Genomic DNA, 16,446 nt, shown 5'->3' on the forward strand with positions numbered 1-16,446 from the left:
GGTTTAGGTTAGTTCAAACTACCGCGCTAACCTTTGATCCGATAATCCCCTTTGGTGATTAATGTTACTGTGACAGGCGTACCACTCTTGTTTTTCCAATACCAGCCATGCGATCCGGTAAATGGCGCTGTTAAAGAACCTTTCATCTCAGTCGCCGTGGTGATGGCAAAGCTCTCATAATAGCCACTCTGGTCACCTTGTGGTTCGCCATGAAAATCAAAATAGAGAGGCTGCCCATCTGTACGCCACTCGTATTCAAGATGCACATAGGCATCGATAAGCAACTTGTACTCAAGCCCTTTACCTGCGGGAATAACGATATCAATGGTATCGCTTCTCACGCCAGGGGTTTGACGGGCGGCTTTAATCTGTTCAACCGTAAGTAAATGAGCCGCAGGGGGGGCAAAACCCAATCTCGATTCTACTGGTTGTTCAGCGAGTGGCACCGTTTTCTCTTGCGGTTGAGTTTTCACAACGTTAGATTTAACTGGCTCTGCTGATTCCAACTCGGCTTCACTTAAGTCAGCTAACTGTGTCAAGCCAGCAGCCTTGCCAAAACCTGTGGGGTCGACCTTGTATTCTGCAGGTAAAATAATTAGCACTAGTATGATTACCGCCATTACGGTAGCTGTCACACTGGCTTTGATGAGTGTCTTATTACTGTGCACAGGAATATGTTGGTGCGCATTCGATAGTGTCATATAAAATTCCTTATTACGGTGTAGTTATTGAAAATAACCCGTTAATTGATAGCCCGCTAACATCAAACCACTGCTCATTAACAGGGTGTTAGCTGCTAGGGAAAATGTCAGATAACTGCGATGTTGACGCCAGAAGCTGATCAGGAGGAATATCACCCCAAGCGCTAAAAACTGACCAATCTCAACCCCTAAATTGAAGGCCAAAATATTGCTCACCAACCCGTCCCTCGGCAGCTGAAACTCCTGAATTTTAGTCGCAAGGCCAAAGCCATGAAACAAGCCAAATATTGCTACCGCCATTTGCGTATTGGGTTGACGCCCAAACAGTCGCCGAAAACCACCAAGGTTATCAAACCCTTTATAGACAATAGATAAGCCGATAATTGCATCAATAAGGTAAGCGTTAACTTGCACATCGTTCAACACCCCAAATAGCAAGGTGATGCTGTGTCCCAAGGTAAATAAGCTAACGTAGATAACAATATCCTTGCCTCTAAACAGGAAGAAAATCACCCCCACTAAAAAGAGCAGGTGGTCATAACCTGTCACCATATGCTTTGCGCCAATATAGACGAAAGGTAAGATCGACACGCCTTGATTTCCGGACAGGAAGGCTTGCGTATTCTCATCTACACCATGGGCTAACAATGACGTCGACAAAAATACACAACAGATAGTTACCAGCAGGGTTAACCCACTGATAATATGACACTTCATAATTAATACTCCCAAGGTGGTTCGTCTAAAAATTCGAGGATTATCACAGCTCAGTCGTCAAGACCATAATGGAATGGTGATAGCTACTTCCCCTAACATGTGCGATAGCCATCTTAAAGCCTTTGGGCGGCGATAATATCTACCTATGTTAATTTTTTGTTCATGATTAAAGCAGAATTACGCAACGACTACGAGCTTTGTATTGGCTCTCTTCATTTTGGACTTAGCGTGAAGGTTGGGGATTTTACGCCATGACGAGTGAATGCAAGGCTTAGTGGGTATGAATACAGCATCTCTAAACGTCATTACCTCTGACGCGGCTCGCCCTAATAACTTAGCCGAACTCAGTTATTACTCCCTATAAAAAAAACCAGCGCAAGAGTATGTCGCTGGTTTTCTGATACTAATAATGATTAATGTAGACTAAATAAGCTCACCTAACATGGCATCTGAGTACTCTACTAAGGGCTGATCATCACGTACCCGCTCAACATAATCGGGATTGGCAATAAACGGTCGGCCTATTGCTAATAAATCAAACTTGTTTTCAGAAAGCGCTGCCGCCCCCGTTTTAGCGCTATAACTGCCTACGCCAACTAAGGTTTTGCTGTAATGCGCTCGGGTGTAGCTTGAGGCACTGCCCGCTAAATAGTCAAACTGTACGCTATCATCAAAAATACCAATATGCAGATAGGCCAAGTCGCGAGACTCCAGTTGCTTGAGGAAATAATCAAACACTTGGCGGTCACGGCTATCGCCCTTCATATTGACATAGGCGCCCGGCGATACCCGCAAGGCGGTGCGCTCGTTACCAATACGCTCGCAGATGGCGTCAACCACTGCCAGAGGGAAACGTGCCATGTTTTGCGGCGTTTCACCATACTCATCGGTGCGACGATTACTATCATGATGCAAGAACTGATCGATAAGGTAAGCATTAGCTCCGTGGATCTCTACCCCATCAAAACCTGCATCTATCGCATTGGCTGCCGCTTGCGAATAGTCGTTGATCAGTTGCTCAATCTCTTCATGGCTCACCGCTTTTGGCACTTCATAGGTGAGCTCGCGCTGCCGTGGCACGCTACCTTCTATCGCTACAGCCGATGGCCCGATGATCTGGCCGCCAAAAAACGAGGAGTGAGCCACACGACCGGTATGCCACAACTGAGCAAAAATTTTGCCTCCAGCTCGATGTACAGCATCCGTCACCATGCGCCAGCCATCTATCTGCGCTGGGGTAAATAAACCAGGAGTATTGGGATAACCTTGACCATCAGGGCGAATGATCACCGCCTCAGAGATAATTAATCCGGCCGCCGCTCTACGCGCATAATAGTCGGCCATCATTTGAGTCGGCACTAATTCATCATCAGCCATACAACGCGTCAGCGGCGCCATTAAGATCTTATTGTTCAACGTGATCGTACTGTTTAGTTGATAAGGTTGAAATAAGTTAGCAGTCATAGCAATCTCTCTTTCTTGAATATCCGTTCAAGATACCCTTACTTGAATGCTCATTCAAGATCTTTTTTGAACAATCATTCAACTTTGAGTACAATGTGATTTCATCCTACTAGCCAACAGAAGTGCCAATGCGTAACGCCGAGTTTGATCGAGAAAAAGTATTAACCCAAGCCATGACAGCCTTCATGACCAAAGGTTATGCCAAGACCAGCATGCAAGATCTCACTAAAGCAACAGGTTTACACCCAGGTTCTATCTATTGCGCTTTTGACAACAAACGCGGGTTGCTGCTAGCCGCGCTCGATCAGTATCGCGCCAACCGCAGTGCCGAATTTGAAGCATTTTTTGTCGATGACAGCCCCACTATCGAACAGTTAAAGCGTTATCTAGACCATATTGTGCAGCAATGTTTAAGCTGTGACGCATCGAAAGCCTGTTTATTAACCAAAGCCCTTAATGAGCTGGCGGAGCAAGATGAAGAGGTGCGCACTATCATCAATCAGCACTTAGAGAACTGGCAATTAGCGCTGGCACAGAAGTTCCAACGAGCGATTGACAACCAGCAGATAGACAAGCACAGAGATAGTGCCCATTTGGCACGTTACTTTGTCATGGGCATATATGGTTTGCGAACATTCGCACACAGCCACCCCACATCAGAGGTATTACAATCGCTCGCTGATCAGCTTTATCGTGATACCTGCAGATAACCTACGTTAGCCAGTTTTACAGCCACAAGTATGAGTCAGGTACAATGGGGACTTTCCCGCTACTTCACTACCATAACGGGGCACTTTGCTTTATTAGCTAACTCCTCTGCAACACTGGGGTTAAGCAGATGAGAAAGGCCCGTGTGGCCGTGACTGGCAATAACAATCATACCGACATCGTTTTGCTCGCTATCGAGCAATAGTTGCCCTAATACGGCACCCGATCTGACCTCACTTTTCACCGACAACTGCTCCGGCATCAATGCCTGTGCTTGGCGCACAACCTCGGCTAACTTACCATTAGCGTAGGCATGAAGGTGTTGCTCAAGCTCCTCATTACTTTCGACCGTTATGCCGTAATTGTGCGCACCATAAGGTTCGCTCACCACATGCACCACTCTTAAATCGACACCATATAATTTAGCCATATCGACCGCATAAGTGAGCGCGTGACTGGCCGTTTCAGAGAAATCGGTCGGACATAGAATTTGACGAGTACGCATAACATACCTCCTTAAAAAACTATTACGCCTCGCTGGTGACTAAGCGTTAAGGCTACTTCACGACCAGTACTGGGCATGCAGCTTTATTCGCCACCGCTTCGGCGACATTGGTGTGTAAAAAATGCGACAACCCAGTGCGGCCATGGCTAGCAATGACAATCATACCGACATGACTCTCCTCCGCCTCCGCTAAGATCTCTGTCACTGCATCGCCTCGTCGGATCATTGTTTCAATAGTCAACTCGCTGTCTAATCCAGCTAATAAAGACCGCATTCTGTCTGCTGCGGCATCCTCCATGGACTTAGCAAGTTCATCAGGGGTTATAGCTAAAATCTGAAAATTCTCATCACCTAGCAGCTGCTCCACCACATGCAGTAGTCGAAAACCAACCTGATACAAATTGGCCATCTCAATGGCATATCGCAAAGCATGAGAGGCAGTTTCAGAAAAGTCTGTGGGACATAGTATTGGACCAGTTCTCATCACTCACTCCTTAGGGATCAATTTCCCATCAATTAAACCGTTTACGGCCTTTGCGCAGTTCGTTTAACCTAGCCGTATTGCTGACAGCATCCAACTAGGTCAACCAATCGAGCGCCTGCAACCTATCTTCAAAAAACTTAAACTCACCAGGGGTGAACCAATCGGCAACACGTGTCATCCATTGCTGCAAGCCACCTCGACCGACAATGGCCACTTTTTTGAACTCCTTGCCATGCTTGATCCCCAGCTTGAGATCATCCCAAGCGGCATGTAGTGAGATACCTTCGAGCTCGGTAATATCCGCCAGCACAAATACCTCGGGTTCGCGAATACCGATTAGGGCGGACTCAAGCAATGGGGTCATACGTTGGTAGTCTGCGTGAGACAAGCTGCCGACCGCTTTAAAAGCAAGATAAAAATCATCACCATTACGCTCGATTCCGATAGAAATACCATGAATGACGTCACTCATATCAATCTCCTTTTGCCGATGAAATATCGTCTATATCTATCTCCTTTAAGTGTAGTTTTCTACCGCCAACAAAACGTGATCACCATCACATTACGTGGGCAGTTAGGCGATTATTTGACCTAGACAGATAAATGCACTAGCATTAGACCGACTAATCAGTCGGTTTATTCGGTTGCTGCAATAGCATCTATAACGGCCAATGAATAAAACAACTATTTTGGCAACTGTTTGCCATTAATTTAATAAAGGAAAGGTGTGATGAATATGCCACTTGAAATCAACCCATCTGAACAGCTAAACCTTATCTTAGCCAAACAAAAGGCCAGCTATAGACGTCAACCCGCCCCAACATTAGATGAACGGAAACAGCAGTTATCAGCGCTCAAGTCGGCACTACTGGATAACCAAGAGGCTATTATCGATGCATTGAGTAAAGATTATGGTCATCGTTCTAAAGATGACAGCCGGATTTCAGACATCATGCCTTGCATCAACAACATCAATTACAGCCTTAAACACCTAAAGGGTTGGATGAAGCCTAGCCGCCGTCATGCGGGCATCCTGCTTGCGCCAGCCAAAGTGTCGGTGCAGTACCAGCCAGTGGGCGTCGTCGGCATTATTGTGCCGTGGAATTTCCCGGTAATGCTCTCAATTGGTCCACTCATTACCGCCATTGCCGCAGGTAATCGTGCGATGTTAAAGCTGTCTGAGTTCACTCCACATACCAATGCAGTACTCAAGCAGATGCTTAGCGCACTATTTGACGAAACCGTTGTGGCGGTAGTTGAAGGTGAAGCTGATGTCGCCGCGGCCTTTTCATCGCTTGCCTTCGATCATCTGTTATTTACTGGGTCAACCACTGTGGGCCGCCATGTAATGCGTGCTGCCGCGGCAAACCTGACCCCCGTAACCTTAGAGCTAGGCGGAAAGTCGCCAGTGATTGTTGCGCCAGATATGCCTCTCGATGAAGCCGTTGAGCGAATGATCTATGGTAAATGCTTAAATGCGGGTCAGATCTGTGTCGCACCCGACTATGTGTTAGTGCCACAAGGTAAAACTGAACAGTTTAAAGAAGCATTTGAACGCAAATTCAATGCGATGTATGGCCAAATAAGCAATAACGAGGATTATGGCGCTATCATTAATCAACGTCAGTTTGATCGACTCATTGCAGTCATTGATGATGCAAAAGCCAAAGGCGCGCAAATTACTTCTGCCAACGGCGAAGCTATCGACACTGCACAGCGCAAAATTCCCACCCAGCTCATCACTCAAGTCAGCGATGAGATGACACTGATGCAAGACGAGATTTTTGGTCCGCTGCTACCGATCATCGAATATGAAACGGTCGATAACGCCATTGATTTCATTAATGACCGTCCTCGTCCACTTGCGCTATATATCATGAGCTTTAGTGAGCAAACACAACAACATATTTTAGCGCACACCCACTCTGGCGGAGTGTGTATTAATGAGACGGTATTCCACGTAGCCGCCGATGATGCGCCCTTTGGTGGGATAGGTCCCTCTGGCATGGGCCATTACCATGGTAAAGAGGGGTTCCTGACCATGAGCCACGCCAAAACCGTCCTTAGCCGTGGTAAGCTCAATACTGGTAAGTTAGTCCACCCTCCCTATGGCAGCGCGGTTCAACAACTGCTGATGAAACTATTCTTACGTTAAGACGCTGATAGCAAAGTTCGCCCTCGCACAACACTGCGTTAGGGCGATAATAGTTACTGAAAAGCAGGCTACAAGATGAGTAAATCCGATAAAAAACAAGCCATATTAGACACAGCGTTATCGCTATTTGTCGCACAGGGATTTCATGCCACAACCACGGCCTCCATCGCGAGGGAAGCGGGGGTTGCCACAGGTACATTGTTCCACCATTTTGCCTCTAAAGATGCCTTAATGGATCACCTTTTCTTGGCCGTAAAGCAGGAGTTTGCTGACGCGATTGTTGGTGCAGCCAATCAGAGCGGTAATTTAAAGCAAGACGCCAAAACACTGTGGTTTTCTGCACTCGACTGGGCGATTGCCCATCCCCTTAAGCAGGAGTTCTTTCAGCTCTACTCTATGTCGCCGACCATAGAGCAACCCGTTCGAGCTCAAGCAATGAATACCATATTGGGCTTTATTGCTAACTTAATTGAACAAGGTCAACAACAAGGTATCTTGGCCAACTATCCAATTGGTTTGATGCAAGACAACTGTCATGGCCAATACCTTGCCGCCACCCGTTATTTTATCGACCATCCAGATAAGTGGCAGTTAGACGACCATAAAGAGGCCAGCTTCAATCTGTTTTGGCATGCCATGGTAATACCAATCAGCAGCAGAAAGTGATTGACTCTGCGTGTTTTTGACAACGAATTCAAGGCAAATGGGCGACGGAATGATTGCTCCCTTGTGAGGCCATTCAACAAAGATGTTGTGAATGCCCTCAATGCACGACGATATGGAGATAGGGCGAAGCACGACTAAAGGGGTTTAGGAGGTAGGGTAACGCATGGAACGGTTTTCGAGGATGCTAGAGCCAAGGAGCAATTAAGGGCCTTGCCTCATAAGCCTAAATTCTCCGCTGAGCGATCACATCTTTATACTGATTGGTATAAGCTAGCTCTCATCACTTTTGGCTACTCCTGCCAATCAGCAAAGTGCGTCAGTAAGTGATCGATAGCTAGCCGGGCACGCATGGGTAAGAAGCGACGGTTTTGGTAAACAATCCAGCTGGTTAAACCGCTGCTCCAATAGGGCTGCAAAATAGGCACAACAGAACCTTTAGCTAATGCATTGATAAAACTACTTTTGGGTAGATAACCAATGCCTAAATGCTGCTCACAGGCAGCAATAACTGCCGGGACATTGTTGCTACGCCAGCGGCCCTGCACCTTTACGTTGATCTCCCGTTCAGGTTCACTTGCGCTGTCAGCATCATGAAACAACCAATGATCCTTGTTAGAGATAATACAGCTATGGTGTTTGAGGTCCCGAGGATGATTTGGCAGCCCATACTGCTGAAGATAGTCAGGACTGGCCACCGCCATCATATTGCGGTTGGCTAATTTACGAGCCACTAACCCTGAGTCTTGTAACGCACCAAAACGAATGGCGAAATCGATACCGTCCTCAACAAAATTCACCATACGGCTATTAAAATCCATGTCGATAGTCAGCTCAGGGTGTTGACTGGCAAATTCTATCAACACGGGAGCAATATACTGCTCAGCAAATGCCCCTGCGGCACTGACACGCAGCGTACCACTCAATTCCAATTGTTGATTAATCACCTGCTCATTGGCTTGCTGCAACCCTACCAACAGATTTTTGCACTGTTGAAAATAACGCTGCCCTGCTTGCGTCAAACTGACACTGCGGGTGGTGCGAGCAAACAAGGCGCAACCTAAACGGGTTTCTAAGCGAGCAATTTGCCGGCTAACATGGCTGGTTGAGTGACCCAGTTGACGTGCAGCCGCCGAAAAACCATGGGTTTCCGCCACGGCAATAAACTCCACTATTCCCTCAAAACTGTCCATATCGACACCCATTATTGCCATATAACAATAGTAATTTGCATATTTCGCTAATTATCATATCTATTAGCAACAATTACAATGAGCGCACTTTCAACAAATGAGCACAGACCAATGAAAAAAGTTCTTATCCTACTGACTAACCACGCGACACTCGGAACCACTGATGAAGCTAATGGCACGTTTGCTCCAGAACTCACCCATGCACTGCATCAGTTACTTGATGCAGGCCTGGACTATGACCTAGTATCAATTCAGGGCGGCAAGGCACCACTTTATGGAACCGATATTGAAGGTGACACCATCAATAGTGAGATCTTAGCCAATGAAGTATTCCAAACTCGGGTAAACAACACCATCCCTGCCACCCAAATCAATATTCAGGATTATGCCGCTATTTATTATCCAGGTGGGTTTGGCTTACTGTCAGACTTAGCCAGCAATGAGTTTGTCGCACAGTTAAGTGCGAGCCATTATGAAGCCGGCGGCGTCATTGGTGCCGTTTGTCATGGACCTGCAGGCCTACTGCCTATCACGCTTAGTAATGGTCAGAAGCTGATTGCCGATAAATCGGTTACCGGATTTACTCGCGAAGAAGAAGTGGACTACGGCACCATTGATAATATTCCATTCCTGCTTGAAGAAGCGTTAACTCGCACAGCTGCACGTTATAATAAGGTGCAACCTTGGAACGAATTTGTCATCGAAGACAACCGCGTTATCACCGGGCAAAACCCAGCGAGCGCCAGCGCTGTCGGCAAGGCGATTGCAGCGCATTTAGCCTAAAAGCAACACAACACCCAGCGCAGACTGAGATGAGACTGCACTGGGTGCAGATGTTTGCGCCACGGACTCTTTTTTGATGTTAATATCTGCTGCATATCTCTGTGAACTTGCCGCGATAATAATAACAATCTAGGAGCGCTACATGGCCGTACAATCTCAACGACGTCATCTACTTAAAGCCTTGGCAGCTGGCGGCCTACTGACTCAGTTAGCGCCTCTCACGAGTTGGGCACAACTGAGCAGCCAACCACTTTACATCGACGGTCTCTCTTTTCTACCCGATGATCTCGCCGATCTCAGCGGCTCCAAACTCGATGCATACCTTTGTGATATCTCGGCCATTGAAGCCATTAAGCAGCCCGATGGTACCACCAACTATAAACGCACCTATAACGCCTGTGTCCAGAGCATAAGCGAAGCATTGACCCGAGTGAATGCCAACCCAGACAAACTGTTACTCGGTAAAAGTGGTCAAGATATTCAGCGCGCACAGGATAGTCAGCGAACGGCGGTATTTTTTCAAATTCAAGGCGCTGACTGCGTTGAGCAAAGCATAAATTCAGGTTTAGCCCAGGTCGATGAGTTTTATGACCGTGGTTTGCGCGTACTGCAACTTACCCATCACTATGGTAATAAATTCAGCGGCGGCGCACTGGATAATGACGGTACACAGGGACTGAACCTTCCGTTAACGCCAGCAGGCCAACAACTGATAGAAAAGCTGAATCAGAAAAAGATGTTAATTGATGTCAGTCACTCTAGCCCTCAATCGGCCCTCGAGACAGCTAGAGCGAGCAAGATGCCGATAGTACAGAGCCATGGTGCCGTGCGCGCCATCGTTAACCACGCCCGCTGCTCGCCCGATGAGGTAATTAAAGCCATCGGCGACACTGGCGGTTTGTTTGGCGTATTTATGATGACCTTCTGGCTCACTAACGATAAAATCCCGACCACAGAGCACTATATAGCGCACCTTAAGCATGTGGCCAATATCGGCGGTATCGACGCTGTTGCTATTGCCAACGACTACCCCCTACGCGGCCATGAAAATCTATTAAAGCTCGAGAATAATAATGCCGAAGGTGTTAAGCAGTATATCGAGTGGTGGCACAGTCTACGCGCACGCGGTGTATTGGGCTTTGACAGTGAACCGCAGCATGTAATTATCCCTGAGCTAAATCATATCGATCGCATGGAGCGAATCGATAGCGCGTTATCAGACGCCGGTTTTAGCAGTGGAGATCGCAGCAAGATCATGGGAGGCAATTGGCAACGAGTGTTAACGGAGGTATTAGGGTAAAACCTTTTTGTTACAAGGGCTATGAGTGCTCACACATCGCTAGCCAACGGTCACGTTAGCCTTTATGGTTATATATTGCTTACAGCAAGCCACTCTGACACGTTACCTGCATCTCCATGTGATCTTTACCTCGGCATCCATGCCTCTCGCTCGTACGCACTAAGCTACGCTTCACTGACCGAGCTACAAGAGTGCTTACCCATTCAATCCTTGATTAACATCTAACCCATAGCGATATGGTAAATGTCAGCATGATATCGGCAATATCACTGTTTATGTGATCACGATATTGGTAGATACATCACCCCCGCAGGCTATTTATAAGTAGCCATGAAGGTTAGACCGGCAAACAAACCTAACCAGTAAGCCAGATGCTACCCCGCCGTCGCTCATCGAGGTTCTATCTGCTCCACCATCAATTGCAGGCTTTCATTCCCTCGGTACTCATTAATATCGAGCTTATATGCTACATGGGCAAATTGAATCGTAGCATCGGGCCAAGTTTTCAGGTCGACATTAAAGGCGATGGCGTCCACCATGGTTTGGCCACATTCGCTTTCCAGAACCAGTTTGAGATGACGCTCACCCACAATCCGCTGCTGTACTACGCGAAAGTAACCATCAAACAGTGGCTCGGCGAAATTTTGCCCCCATGGACCTGCATTGCGTAATTCTCGGGCAATATCCATGTTCAGCTGATGGGGCAATAACGCTCCATCACTCACAATCTCACCCGTTAGCTGCTCTGGCGCCAACAGATTTCGGACGGCTTCATCATACGCCGCAGCGAAGCGGTTAAACTCCCCCGCTCTTAACGACAGTCCCGCCGCCATGGCATGTCCACCAAACTTGATGATCATCCCAGGGTGTTTGGCATTGATAAGCTCCAGTAGGTCGCGCATATGCAACCCCTTAATAGAGCGTGCAGAGCCTTTTATCTCCCCTTCACTTGCTTCTGCAAAGGCAATAACTGGGCGATGATATTTATCTTTGATTCGTGAAGCGAGAATGCCTATCACCCCCTGATGCCAATCGCTTTGATAAAGTGCGATTCCCCAAGGTAAGTCTGACTCATCCAGTGCTAACGCTTCGAGGCTTTTTAGCGCTTCTTGCTGCATGTCGGCTTCTAAGTCGCGTCGTTCTGCGTTTAAACCATCCAGCTCGCTGGCCATGCGCCGTGCGTGCATGATGTCATCACACAACAAGGTTTCGACCCCTAGGGCCATCTCGTCTAGTCGGCCTGCGGCGTTGAGGCGTGGCCCCACCGCAAAGCCAAAGTCAGAGGCAACAATCCGTGCTGTGTTACGTTTAGCCACTTCTAGCAGCGCAGTGATCCCCGGACGACAACGACCAGCACGCACTCGCTTAAGTCCCGCATCAACTAAGATGCGATTATTGGTATCGAGAGACACCACATCGGCCACAGTGCCCAGTGCGACAATATCTAATAAGCTGGCGAGGTTAGGCTCAGCAATACCCTGTTGCTGGTACCAGTTGCGTTGCCTTAGTTCAGCTCTGAGAGCCGACATCAAATAGAAAGCGACCCCAACACCAGCAATGGCTTTACTGGCAAAGCTACAACCCACCTGATTGGGATTAACAATGGCATCTGCCGCTGGCACGGTTTGACCTGGCAGGTGATGGTCGGTGATCACCACTGTCATGCCACAAGCTTTTGCCGCCGCGACACCTTCAATCGATGAAATACCATTATCGACGGTGATCAACAGCTCGGCACCTTTTTGGTAAGCCACATCGACAATTTCAGGACTTAGACCATAGCCATAATCAAAACGATTAGGGATAAGGTAGTCCACCTTTTGTGCGCCCATCATCCGCAGAGCAAGCAAACAAACACTGGTCGATGTGGCCCCATCGGCATCGAAATCCCCCATGATTAAGATAGCTCGGTTGGCGGCAATAGCATCTGCAACAATCGCTGCGGCAACATCAACATCCTTCATGGTATTGGGGCGCAACAAGTTAGCAAGCGCCAACTCGCAATCTGTATCACTACAACCTCGACTCGCATACACCTGTTTTAATATTGGAGAGAGGTGTGCAGGAAGGTGACTATCATCTACTGCCGGACGGCGAACTATCTTATGGATCACAACATCAATAACCTAAGCATACATGGTCAGCTAGCATAACAAAGCTCAGTGAATAACACAGTAACCGCATTGAGTTTTGTTGCACATCACCATTGAACAGACACAAAAAAGGTGAGCCTTGGCTCACCTCTTAAATCAATAGCAATCACGGCTATTAGTTGCGCTCTAACACTTGTAAAAGCTGTGCTGGCGGCTGATAGCCTGGGATCATGGTGCCATCTTCTAAGATGATAGCTGGCGTACCATTTACACCGAGTGTTTGCCCTAAGCTGTACTGCTGAGCAATTTTTGCATCACACTTGGCCAGCGGCACACTTTTACCACCTTTTGCATCATCCATTGCTTGCAGTGGGTCGGCAGCACACCATACCGCTTCCATCTCGTTAGCATTTTTAGACGGCACACCTTGGCGTGGGAACGCTAAATAACGCACTGTGATGCCTAAATCGTTATACTCGGCCATCTCGTTATGCAGTTTACGGCAGTAGCCACAGGTGATGTCAGTAAACACGGTAACGACATGTTTCTCATCTTTAGCCTTATAGACCAACATATTCTTCTCAAAAGGCTTAATCATCTCAATACGAGGGCCAGCCAACGCAGCCTCGGTTAAGTTTTTCATGCCTTTATCTAGATCATATAAATTACCATGGAACAACTTAGAACCATCTTGTGAGATATAAAGCACACCGCGATCTGTAATGGCTTCATATAGCCCAGGCACTGGTGATGGGGTAAGGCTTTGCACTTCTACACTTAATGTCTCAGACAATTTTTGTTTAAGTTGGGCACTATTATCAACGGCACTATTTGATGCAGCTAGCACAAATGGCGCTGCAACAAGCGTGCATAGCAAGGTAAGGGCTCGGGTAAAGTTCATTAGAATTCCTGTACTGTATTTGGACTACAACCATTAAACCAAACGAGGTCATGTTTATAAGACCCGACTAAGGGCTGAAAAGTTACATGGACATCGCTTTGAAAGCAAATTATTCGGTTTTTTAACCCCTTGGATGGTGATCTTGATGCAATTTAGCCAATCTCGCCTTGGCTACATGGGTGTATATTTGGGTGGTCGATAAATCACTGTGGCCTAATAGTAGCTGTACCACACGCAGATCTGCGCCATGATTAAGAAGGTGGGTAGCAAAAGCATGACGTAATGTGTGAGGTGAAAGATGCACAGTGATACCCGCTCGTAACGCATAATGCTTTATTCGATGCCAAAATGTTTGCCGTGTCATCATGGTGCCGCGCTTAGATGGAAACACCACGTCACTCACTTTGCCCTTAAGAAGTTCAGCACGCGCTCCCGCTAGATAGTGCTCAATCTCCTGCACGGCGAGTTCGCCCAATGGCACTAAGCGCTCTTTACTACCCTTACCGACGATCCGCACTAATCCTTGTCGCAAGCTCATCTGTTCCATAGTCAAGCCAACCAGTTCAGACACGCGTAATCCACTGGCATAAAGCAGTTCTAGCATGGCTCGATCGCGACACTCTAACGGATCCTCGGCATTAGGTTCATTGAGCAACCGATCAACATCGGCCTCACTTAAGGAGTCTGGTAGCTTACGTGCCAGTTTGGGGGGCTTGATCATTGCTAGCGGATCTAACTCAATACGTTTTTGCACTACCAGGTATCGATAGAAGCGCCGTAAACTGCTTACCAACCTTGCACTGCTGCTTTTCTCAAAGCCCTTTTCAAAGCGTTGGCTCAGATAGTCACGCACTAATATCTGGTCAACATCCAGCAGGGCCAGTTGTTTAGCCTGAACAAACTTATCAAATATGCACAGATCGCTACGATAAGCCTGCAAAGTATTATCGCTAAGCCCCTTGCTGGACCAAAGGTCATCAAGAAAAGCTTCAATCAATGGATCTTGCTGATAGCGACTTATGGATGCGGTCACGCAAACTCCTTAAAAAACGATTTTATACTAATCAGTATAAGAAAGTGATCGACTTAGCGTGTTCATTAACAACGAATTTAAGGTGGATAGATGATGAAATACTTGCTCCCTTGAGAAGCCATTCAACGCAGTAGTCGACAGGAAAAAAGCGCCTTAAAGACGTTTTTAGCACATCCGATGCCGTGTTAACGAGTTTGCCCCGAGAAACAAGTATGCTCTTCGCTCATTGCAATCAACATGAATAAAGTGAAGGCCCTTAATGCAGGAGCAATTAAGGGCCGTGCCTCACAAGCGCTAAGCTCTTACTGAGCAATCACACCTTTATACTGCTGGGTATTAGCCATATAGCCAACACCGTTATCTTACGCTATCGCAATCATAGAGTTCAATTAAGCACGGCTTCAGGTTTGGCTGAGCGCTTGCTCATCAAGCACAATAATATCGTCACACCAGTTGGCAGTAGCCACGCCATGCCTTCGTTGTGCAATGGCATAAAGTTAAAGATGCTCATATCAACACCCGCAGCTTTAAGGCCGTCGATAATACCGAAGAACAAGGCAATACTTAATACCGCACGATGAGCAAATTCAGGCTGGTTGAAACGCTCAGTAAGATAGGTCACGGCAACCAATGCAATCGCCACAGGATAGATGGTGACCAATACAGGAATACTGATACTAATCAATTGTGCTAGGCCAACATTGGCCACAGTTGCACAAGTAATGCTCATCACGACCACAAGCAAACGATAAGACAGCTTCGGCATCAGCTCATTGAAATACTCAGCACAGGCCGACACCAAACCGACCACAGTCGTTAAACACGCTAAGGTCACCACAGCTGCCAGTAGCACTTGACCTAAGCCGCCAAACTGATGATTAACATAGTTGGTTAAGATGATACCGCCATTGTCAGCACCTACCGCTAAATCACCGGCTGTCGCACCAAGATAAAACAGAGAAATATAAACAAATGCCAAACCGCCAGCCGCAATAAAGGCTGCGCGGACTAAATATTTGGTTTGCTCCTTAGGCGCATCAATCCCTTTTTTGCGTAAGATGTCGATGATCAACATACCAAAGATTAGCGACGCCAAGGTATCCATGGTGTTGTAACCTTCTAAAATGCCCTTAGTCAGCGGATTAGACTGATAATCACCAACAGCTTGACTCACTTCAGCACCGGGTAACACGATGACAGCGCCAGCCAGTCCCATTAGTAATAGAAGCATTATCGGTGTAAGCACTTTGCCCACACTGTCGAGCAATTTACCAGGAAATAGAGACAACAACATCGCGATACCAAAGAAGATAGTGGTATACAGGAGTTGAGAGCTATTGAGTACTATGCCTGCAAACTCGAAGGTTGCACTGCTATCTGCGATAAATGGCTTATAACCCATTTCATAGGCGACAAGGCCAGCGCGTGGCGCAGCGAAAGCGGGACCAATGATAATATAGATAGCAATCGCCAGTGCAGTGGCAGCAAATGCAGGCAGCAGCCCCATCACTTTACCGTTGGCTTTTGCCACCGCAATCAAGGTAATTAGCGGGAGTGTCACCGCCGTCACGAGGAATCCTATCATCGCAAGCGTCATGTTCTCACCCGCAAGATATCCTGCTAGCGGTGGGAAAATTAGGTTTCCTGCCCCTAAGAAAAAAGCAAAGGTCATAAAACCTAAGCCTAATGTATCGGTCAAACTCATTTTATTATTTTGCACACAACGCCCCATTAATCTGCTTTTTT

16 protein-coding genes are annotated in these 16,446 nt (G+C 47.2%); 5 read left to right on the top strand and 11 right to left on the bottom strand.

The annotated features are described in order from the left end of the window. Nucleotides 1-26: 26 nt before the first annotated feature. The 3 genes from BEL05_RS14870 to BEL05_RS14880 all read right to left on the bottom strand — a co-directional run bounded on the left by BEL05_RS14870 (nt 27) and on the right by BEL05_RS14880 (nt 2,882). A complete protein-coding gene (locus BEL05_RS14870) occupies nt 27-701 on the bottom strand; it encodes a hypothetical protein (protein ID WP_069671639.1) in 675 nt (224 codons plus the stop codon). A 24-nt stretch (nt 702-725) separates the two neighbouring features. Continuing rightward, nucleotides 726-1,418: a HupE/UreJ family protein gene (locus BEL05_RS14875; RefSeq protein WP_069671640.1), complete on the bottom strand. Its 693-nt coding sequence runs from the start codon at nt 1,416-1,418 to the stop codon at nt 726-728. Between the two features lie 423 nt (nt 1,419-1,841). Next, nucleotides 1,842-2,882 (bottom strand): alkene reductase, encoded by a 1,041-nt coding sequence (locus BEL05_RS14880; protein WP_028763200.1) that lies wholly within the window; start codon nt 2,880-2,882, stop codon nt 1,842-1,844. A 128-nt stretch (nt 2,883-3,010) separates the two neighbouring features. Here BEL05_RS14880 and BEL05_RS14885 point away from each other — a divergent pair, with 128 nt between their 5' ends. Further along, nucleotides 3,011-3,592 (top strand): TetR/AcrR family transcriptional regulator, encoded by a 582-nt coding sequence (locus BEL05_RS14885; RefSeq protein ID WP_028763199.1) that lies wholly within the window; start codon nt 3,011-3,013, stop codon nt 3,590-3,592. Nucleotides 3,593-3,651: 59 nt separating this feature from the next. Here the strand turns inward: BEL05_RS14885 and BEL05_RS14890 are convergent, their stop codons facing one another. From BEL05_RS14890 to BEL05_RS14900, 3 genes are all read right to left on the bottom strand, one after another. Further along, a complete protein-coding gene (locus BEL05_RS14890; RefSeq protein WP_069671641.1) occupies nt 3,652-4,095 on the bottom strand; it encodes a universal stress protein in 444 nt (147 codons plus the stop codon). A gap of 52 nt (nt 4,096-4,147) precedes the next feature. Beyond that, nucleotides 4,148-4,579 carry a universal stress protein gene (locus BEL05_RS14895; protein WP_069671642.1) on the bottom strand — a complete coding sequence of 144 codons (432 nt, stop codon included), beginning with the start codon at nt 4,577-4,579 and terminating at the stop codon, nt 4,148-4,150. 94 nt (nt 4,580-4,673) lie between these two features. Next, nucleotides 4,674-5,051, bottom strand: a complete 378-nt coding sequence (locus BEL05_RS14900; protein WP_028763196.1) for a SpoIIAA family protein — start codon at nt 5,049-5,051, stop codon at nt 4,674-4,676. 258 nt (nt 5,052-5,309) lie between these two features. Here BEL05_RS14900 and BEL05_RS14905 point away from each other — a divergent pair, with 258 nt between their 5' ends. Further along, nucleotides 5,310-6,734 (top strand): coniferyl aldehyde dehydrogenase, encoded by a 1,425-nt coding sequence (locus tag BEL05_RS14905; protein WP_028763195.1) that lies wholly within the window; start codon nt 5,310-5,312, stop codon nt 6,732-6,734. Nucleotides 6,735-6,809: 75 nt separating this feature from the next. Continuing rightward, entirely contained in the window at nt 6,810-7,400 is a 591-nt protein-coding gene (locus BEL05_RS14910; protein ID WP_069671643.1) for a TetR/AcrR family transcriptional regulator, read from the top strand. Between the two features lie 290 nt (nt 7,401-7,690). Here BEL05_RS14910 and BEL05_RS14915 read toward each other — a convergent pair whose 3' ends face one another. Next, entirely contained in the window at nt 7,691-8,590 is a 900-nt protein-coding gene (locus tag BEL05_RS14915) for a LysR family transcriptional regulator (protein WP_069671719.1), read from the bottom strand. 111 nt (nt 8,591-8,701) lie between these two features. Here BEL05_RS14915 and BEL05_RS14920 point away from each other — a divergent pair, with 111 nt between their 5' ends. Together BEL05_RS14920 and BEL05_RS14925 are read left to right on the top strand one after the other, a co-directional pair. Beyond that, nucleotides 8,702-9,373, top strand: a complete 672-nt coding sequence (locus BEL05_RS14920; RefSeq protein ID WP_069671644.1) for a type 1 glutamine amidotransferase domain-containing protein — start codon at nt 8,702-8,704, stop codon at nt 9,371-9,373. Nucleotides 9,374-9,515: 142 nt separating this feature from the next. Beyond that, nucleotides 9,516-10,673, top strand: coding sequence for a membrane dipeptidase (locus BEL05_RS14925; RefSeq protein ID WP_069671645.1), 1,158 nt, complete (start codon nt 9,516-9,518; stop codon nt 10,671-10,673). A gap of 389 nt (nt 10,674-11,062) precedes the next feature. On the opposite strand, the gene recJ is transcribed toward BEL05_RS14925, so the two are convergent. The 4 genes from recJ to brnQ all read right to left on the bottom strand — a co-directional run bounded on the left by recJ (nt 11,063) and on the right by brnQ (nt 16,432). Then, on the bottom strand, nt 11,063-12,787 hold the full coding sequence (gene recJ / locus BEL05_RS14930) for a single-stranded-DNA-specific exonuclease RecJ (protein ID WP_069671646.1): 1,725 nt from the start codon (nt 12,785-12,787) through the stop codon (nt 11,063-11,065). A 154-nt stretch (nt 12,788-12,941) separates the two neighbouring features. Continuing rightward, entirely contained in the window at nt 12,942-13,667 is a 726-nt protein-coding gene (dsbC, locus tag BEL05_RS14935) for a bifunctional protein-disulfide isomerase/oxidoreductase DsbC (protein ID WP_028763189.1), read from the bottom strand. Nucleotides 13,668-13,788: 121 nt separating this feature from the next. Beyond that, a complete protein-coding gene (xerD, locus tag BEL05_RS14940; protein WP_083250367.1) occupies nt 13,789-14,700 on the bottom strand; it encodes a site-specific tyrosine recombinase XerD in 912 nt (303 codons plus the stop codon). A 385-nt stretch (nt 14,701-15,085) separates the two neighbouring features. Continuing rightward, the gene (gene brnQ / locus BEL05_RS14945; protein WP_069671647.1) at nt 15,086-16,432 is read right to left on the bottom strand and encodes a branched-chain amino acid transport system II carrier protein; all 1,347 of its coding nucleotides are present in this window, start codon (nt 16,430-16,432) and stop codon (nt 15,086-15,088) included. Nucleotides 16,433-16,446: the final 14 nt, after the last annotated feature.

Source organism: Shewanella colwelliana, assembly GCF_001735525.1.
Classification (GTDB): Bacteria; Pseudomonadota; Gammaproteobacteria; order Enterobacterales; family Shewanellaceae; genus Shewanella; species Shewanella colwelliana.

Excerpts from the sequence above, each read along its gene's own strand:
- BEL05_RS14870 (WP_069671639.1), bottom strand. The coding sequence starts at position 701 with ATGACACTATCGAATGCGCACCAACATATTCCTGTGCACAGTAATAAG.
- BEL05_RS14875 (WP_069671640.1), bottom strand. The coding sequence starts at position 1,418 with ATGAAGTGTCATATTATCAGTGGGTTAACCCTGCTGGTAACTATCTGT.
- BEL05_RS14880 (WP_028763200.1), bottom strand. The coding sequence starts at position 2,882 with ATGACTGCTAACTTATTTCAACCTTATCAACTAAACAGTACGATCACG.
- BEL05_RS14885 (WP_028763199.1), top strand. The coding sequence starts at position 3,011 with ATGCGTAACGCCGAGTTTGATCGAGAAAAAGTATTAACCCAAGCCATG.
- BEL05_RS14890 (WP_069671641.1), bottom strand. The coding sequence starts at position 4,095 with ATGCGTACTCGTCAAATTCTATGTCCGACCGATTTCTCTGAAACGGCC.
- BEL05_RS14895 (WP_069671642.1), bottom strand. The coding sequence starts at position 4,579 with ATGAGAACTGGTCCAATACTATGTCCCACAGACTTTTCTGAAACTGCC.
- BEL05_RS14900 (WP_028763196.1), bottom strand. The coding sequence starts at position 5,051 with ATGAGTGACGTCATTCATGGTATTTCTATCGGAATCGAGCGTAATGGT.
- BEL05_RS14905 (WP_028763195.1), top strand. The coding sequence starts at position 5,310 with ATGAATATGCCACTTGAAATCAACCCATCTGAACAGCTAAACCTTATC.
- BEL05_RS14910 (WP_069671643.1), top strand. The coding sequence starts at position 6,810 with ATGAGTAAATCCGATAAAAAACAAGCCATATTAGACACAGCGTTATCG.
- BEL05_RS14915 (WP_069671719.1), bottom strand. The coding sequence starts at position 8,590 with ATGGACAGTTTTGAGGGAATAGTGGAGTTTATTGCCGTGGCGGAAACC.
- BEL05_RS14920 (WP_069671644.1), top strand. The coding sequence starts at position 8,702 with ATGAAAAAAGTTCTTATCCTACTGACTAACCACGCGACACTCGGAACC.
- BEL05_RS14925 (WP_069671645.1), top strand. The coding sequence starts at position 9,516 with ATGGCCGTACAATCTCAACGACGTCATCTACTTAAAGCCTTGGCAGCT.
- dsbC (WP_028763189.1), bottom strand. The coding sequence starts at position 13,667 with ATGAACTTTACCCGAGCCCTTACCTTGCTATGCACGCTTGTTGCAGCG.
- brnQ (WP_069671647.1), bottom strand. The coding sequence starts at position 16,432 with ATGGGGCGTTGTGTGCAAAATAATAAAATGAGTTTGACCGATACATTA.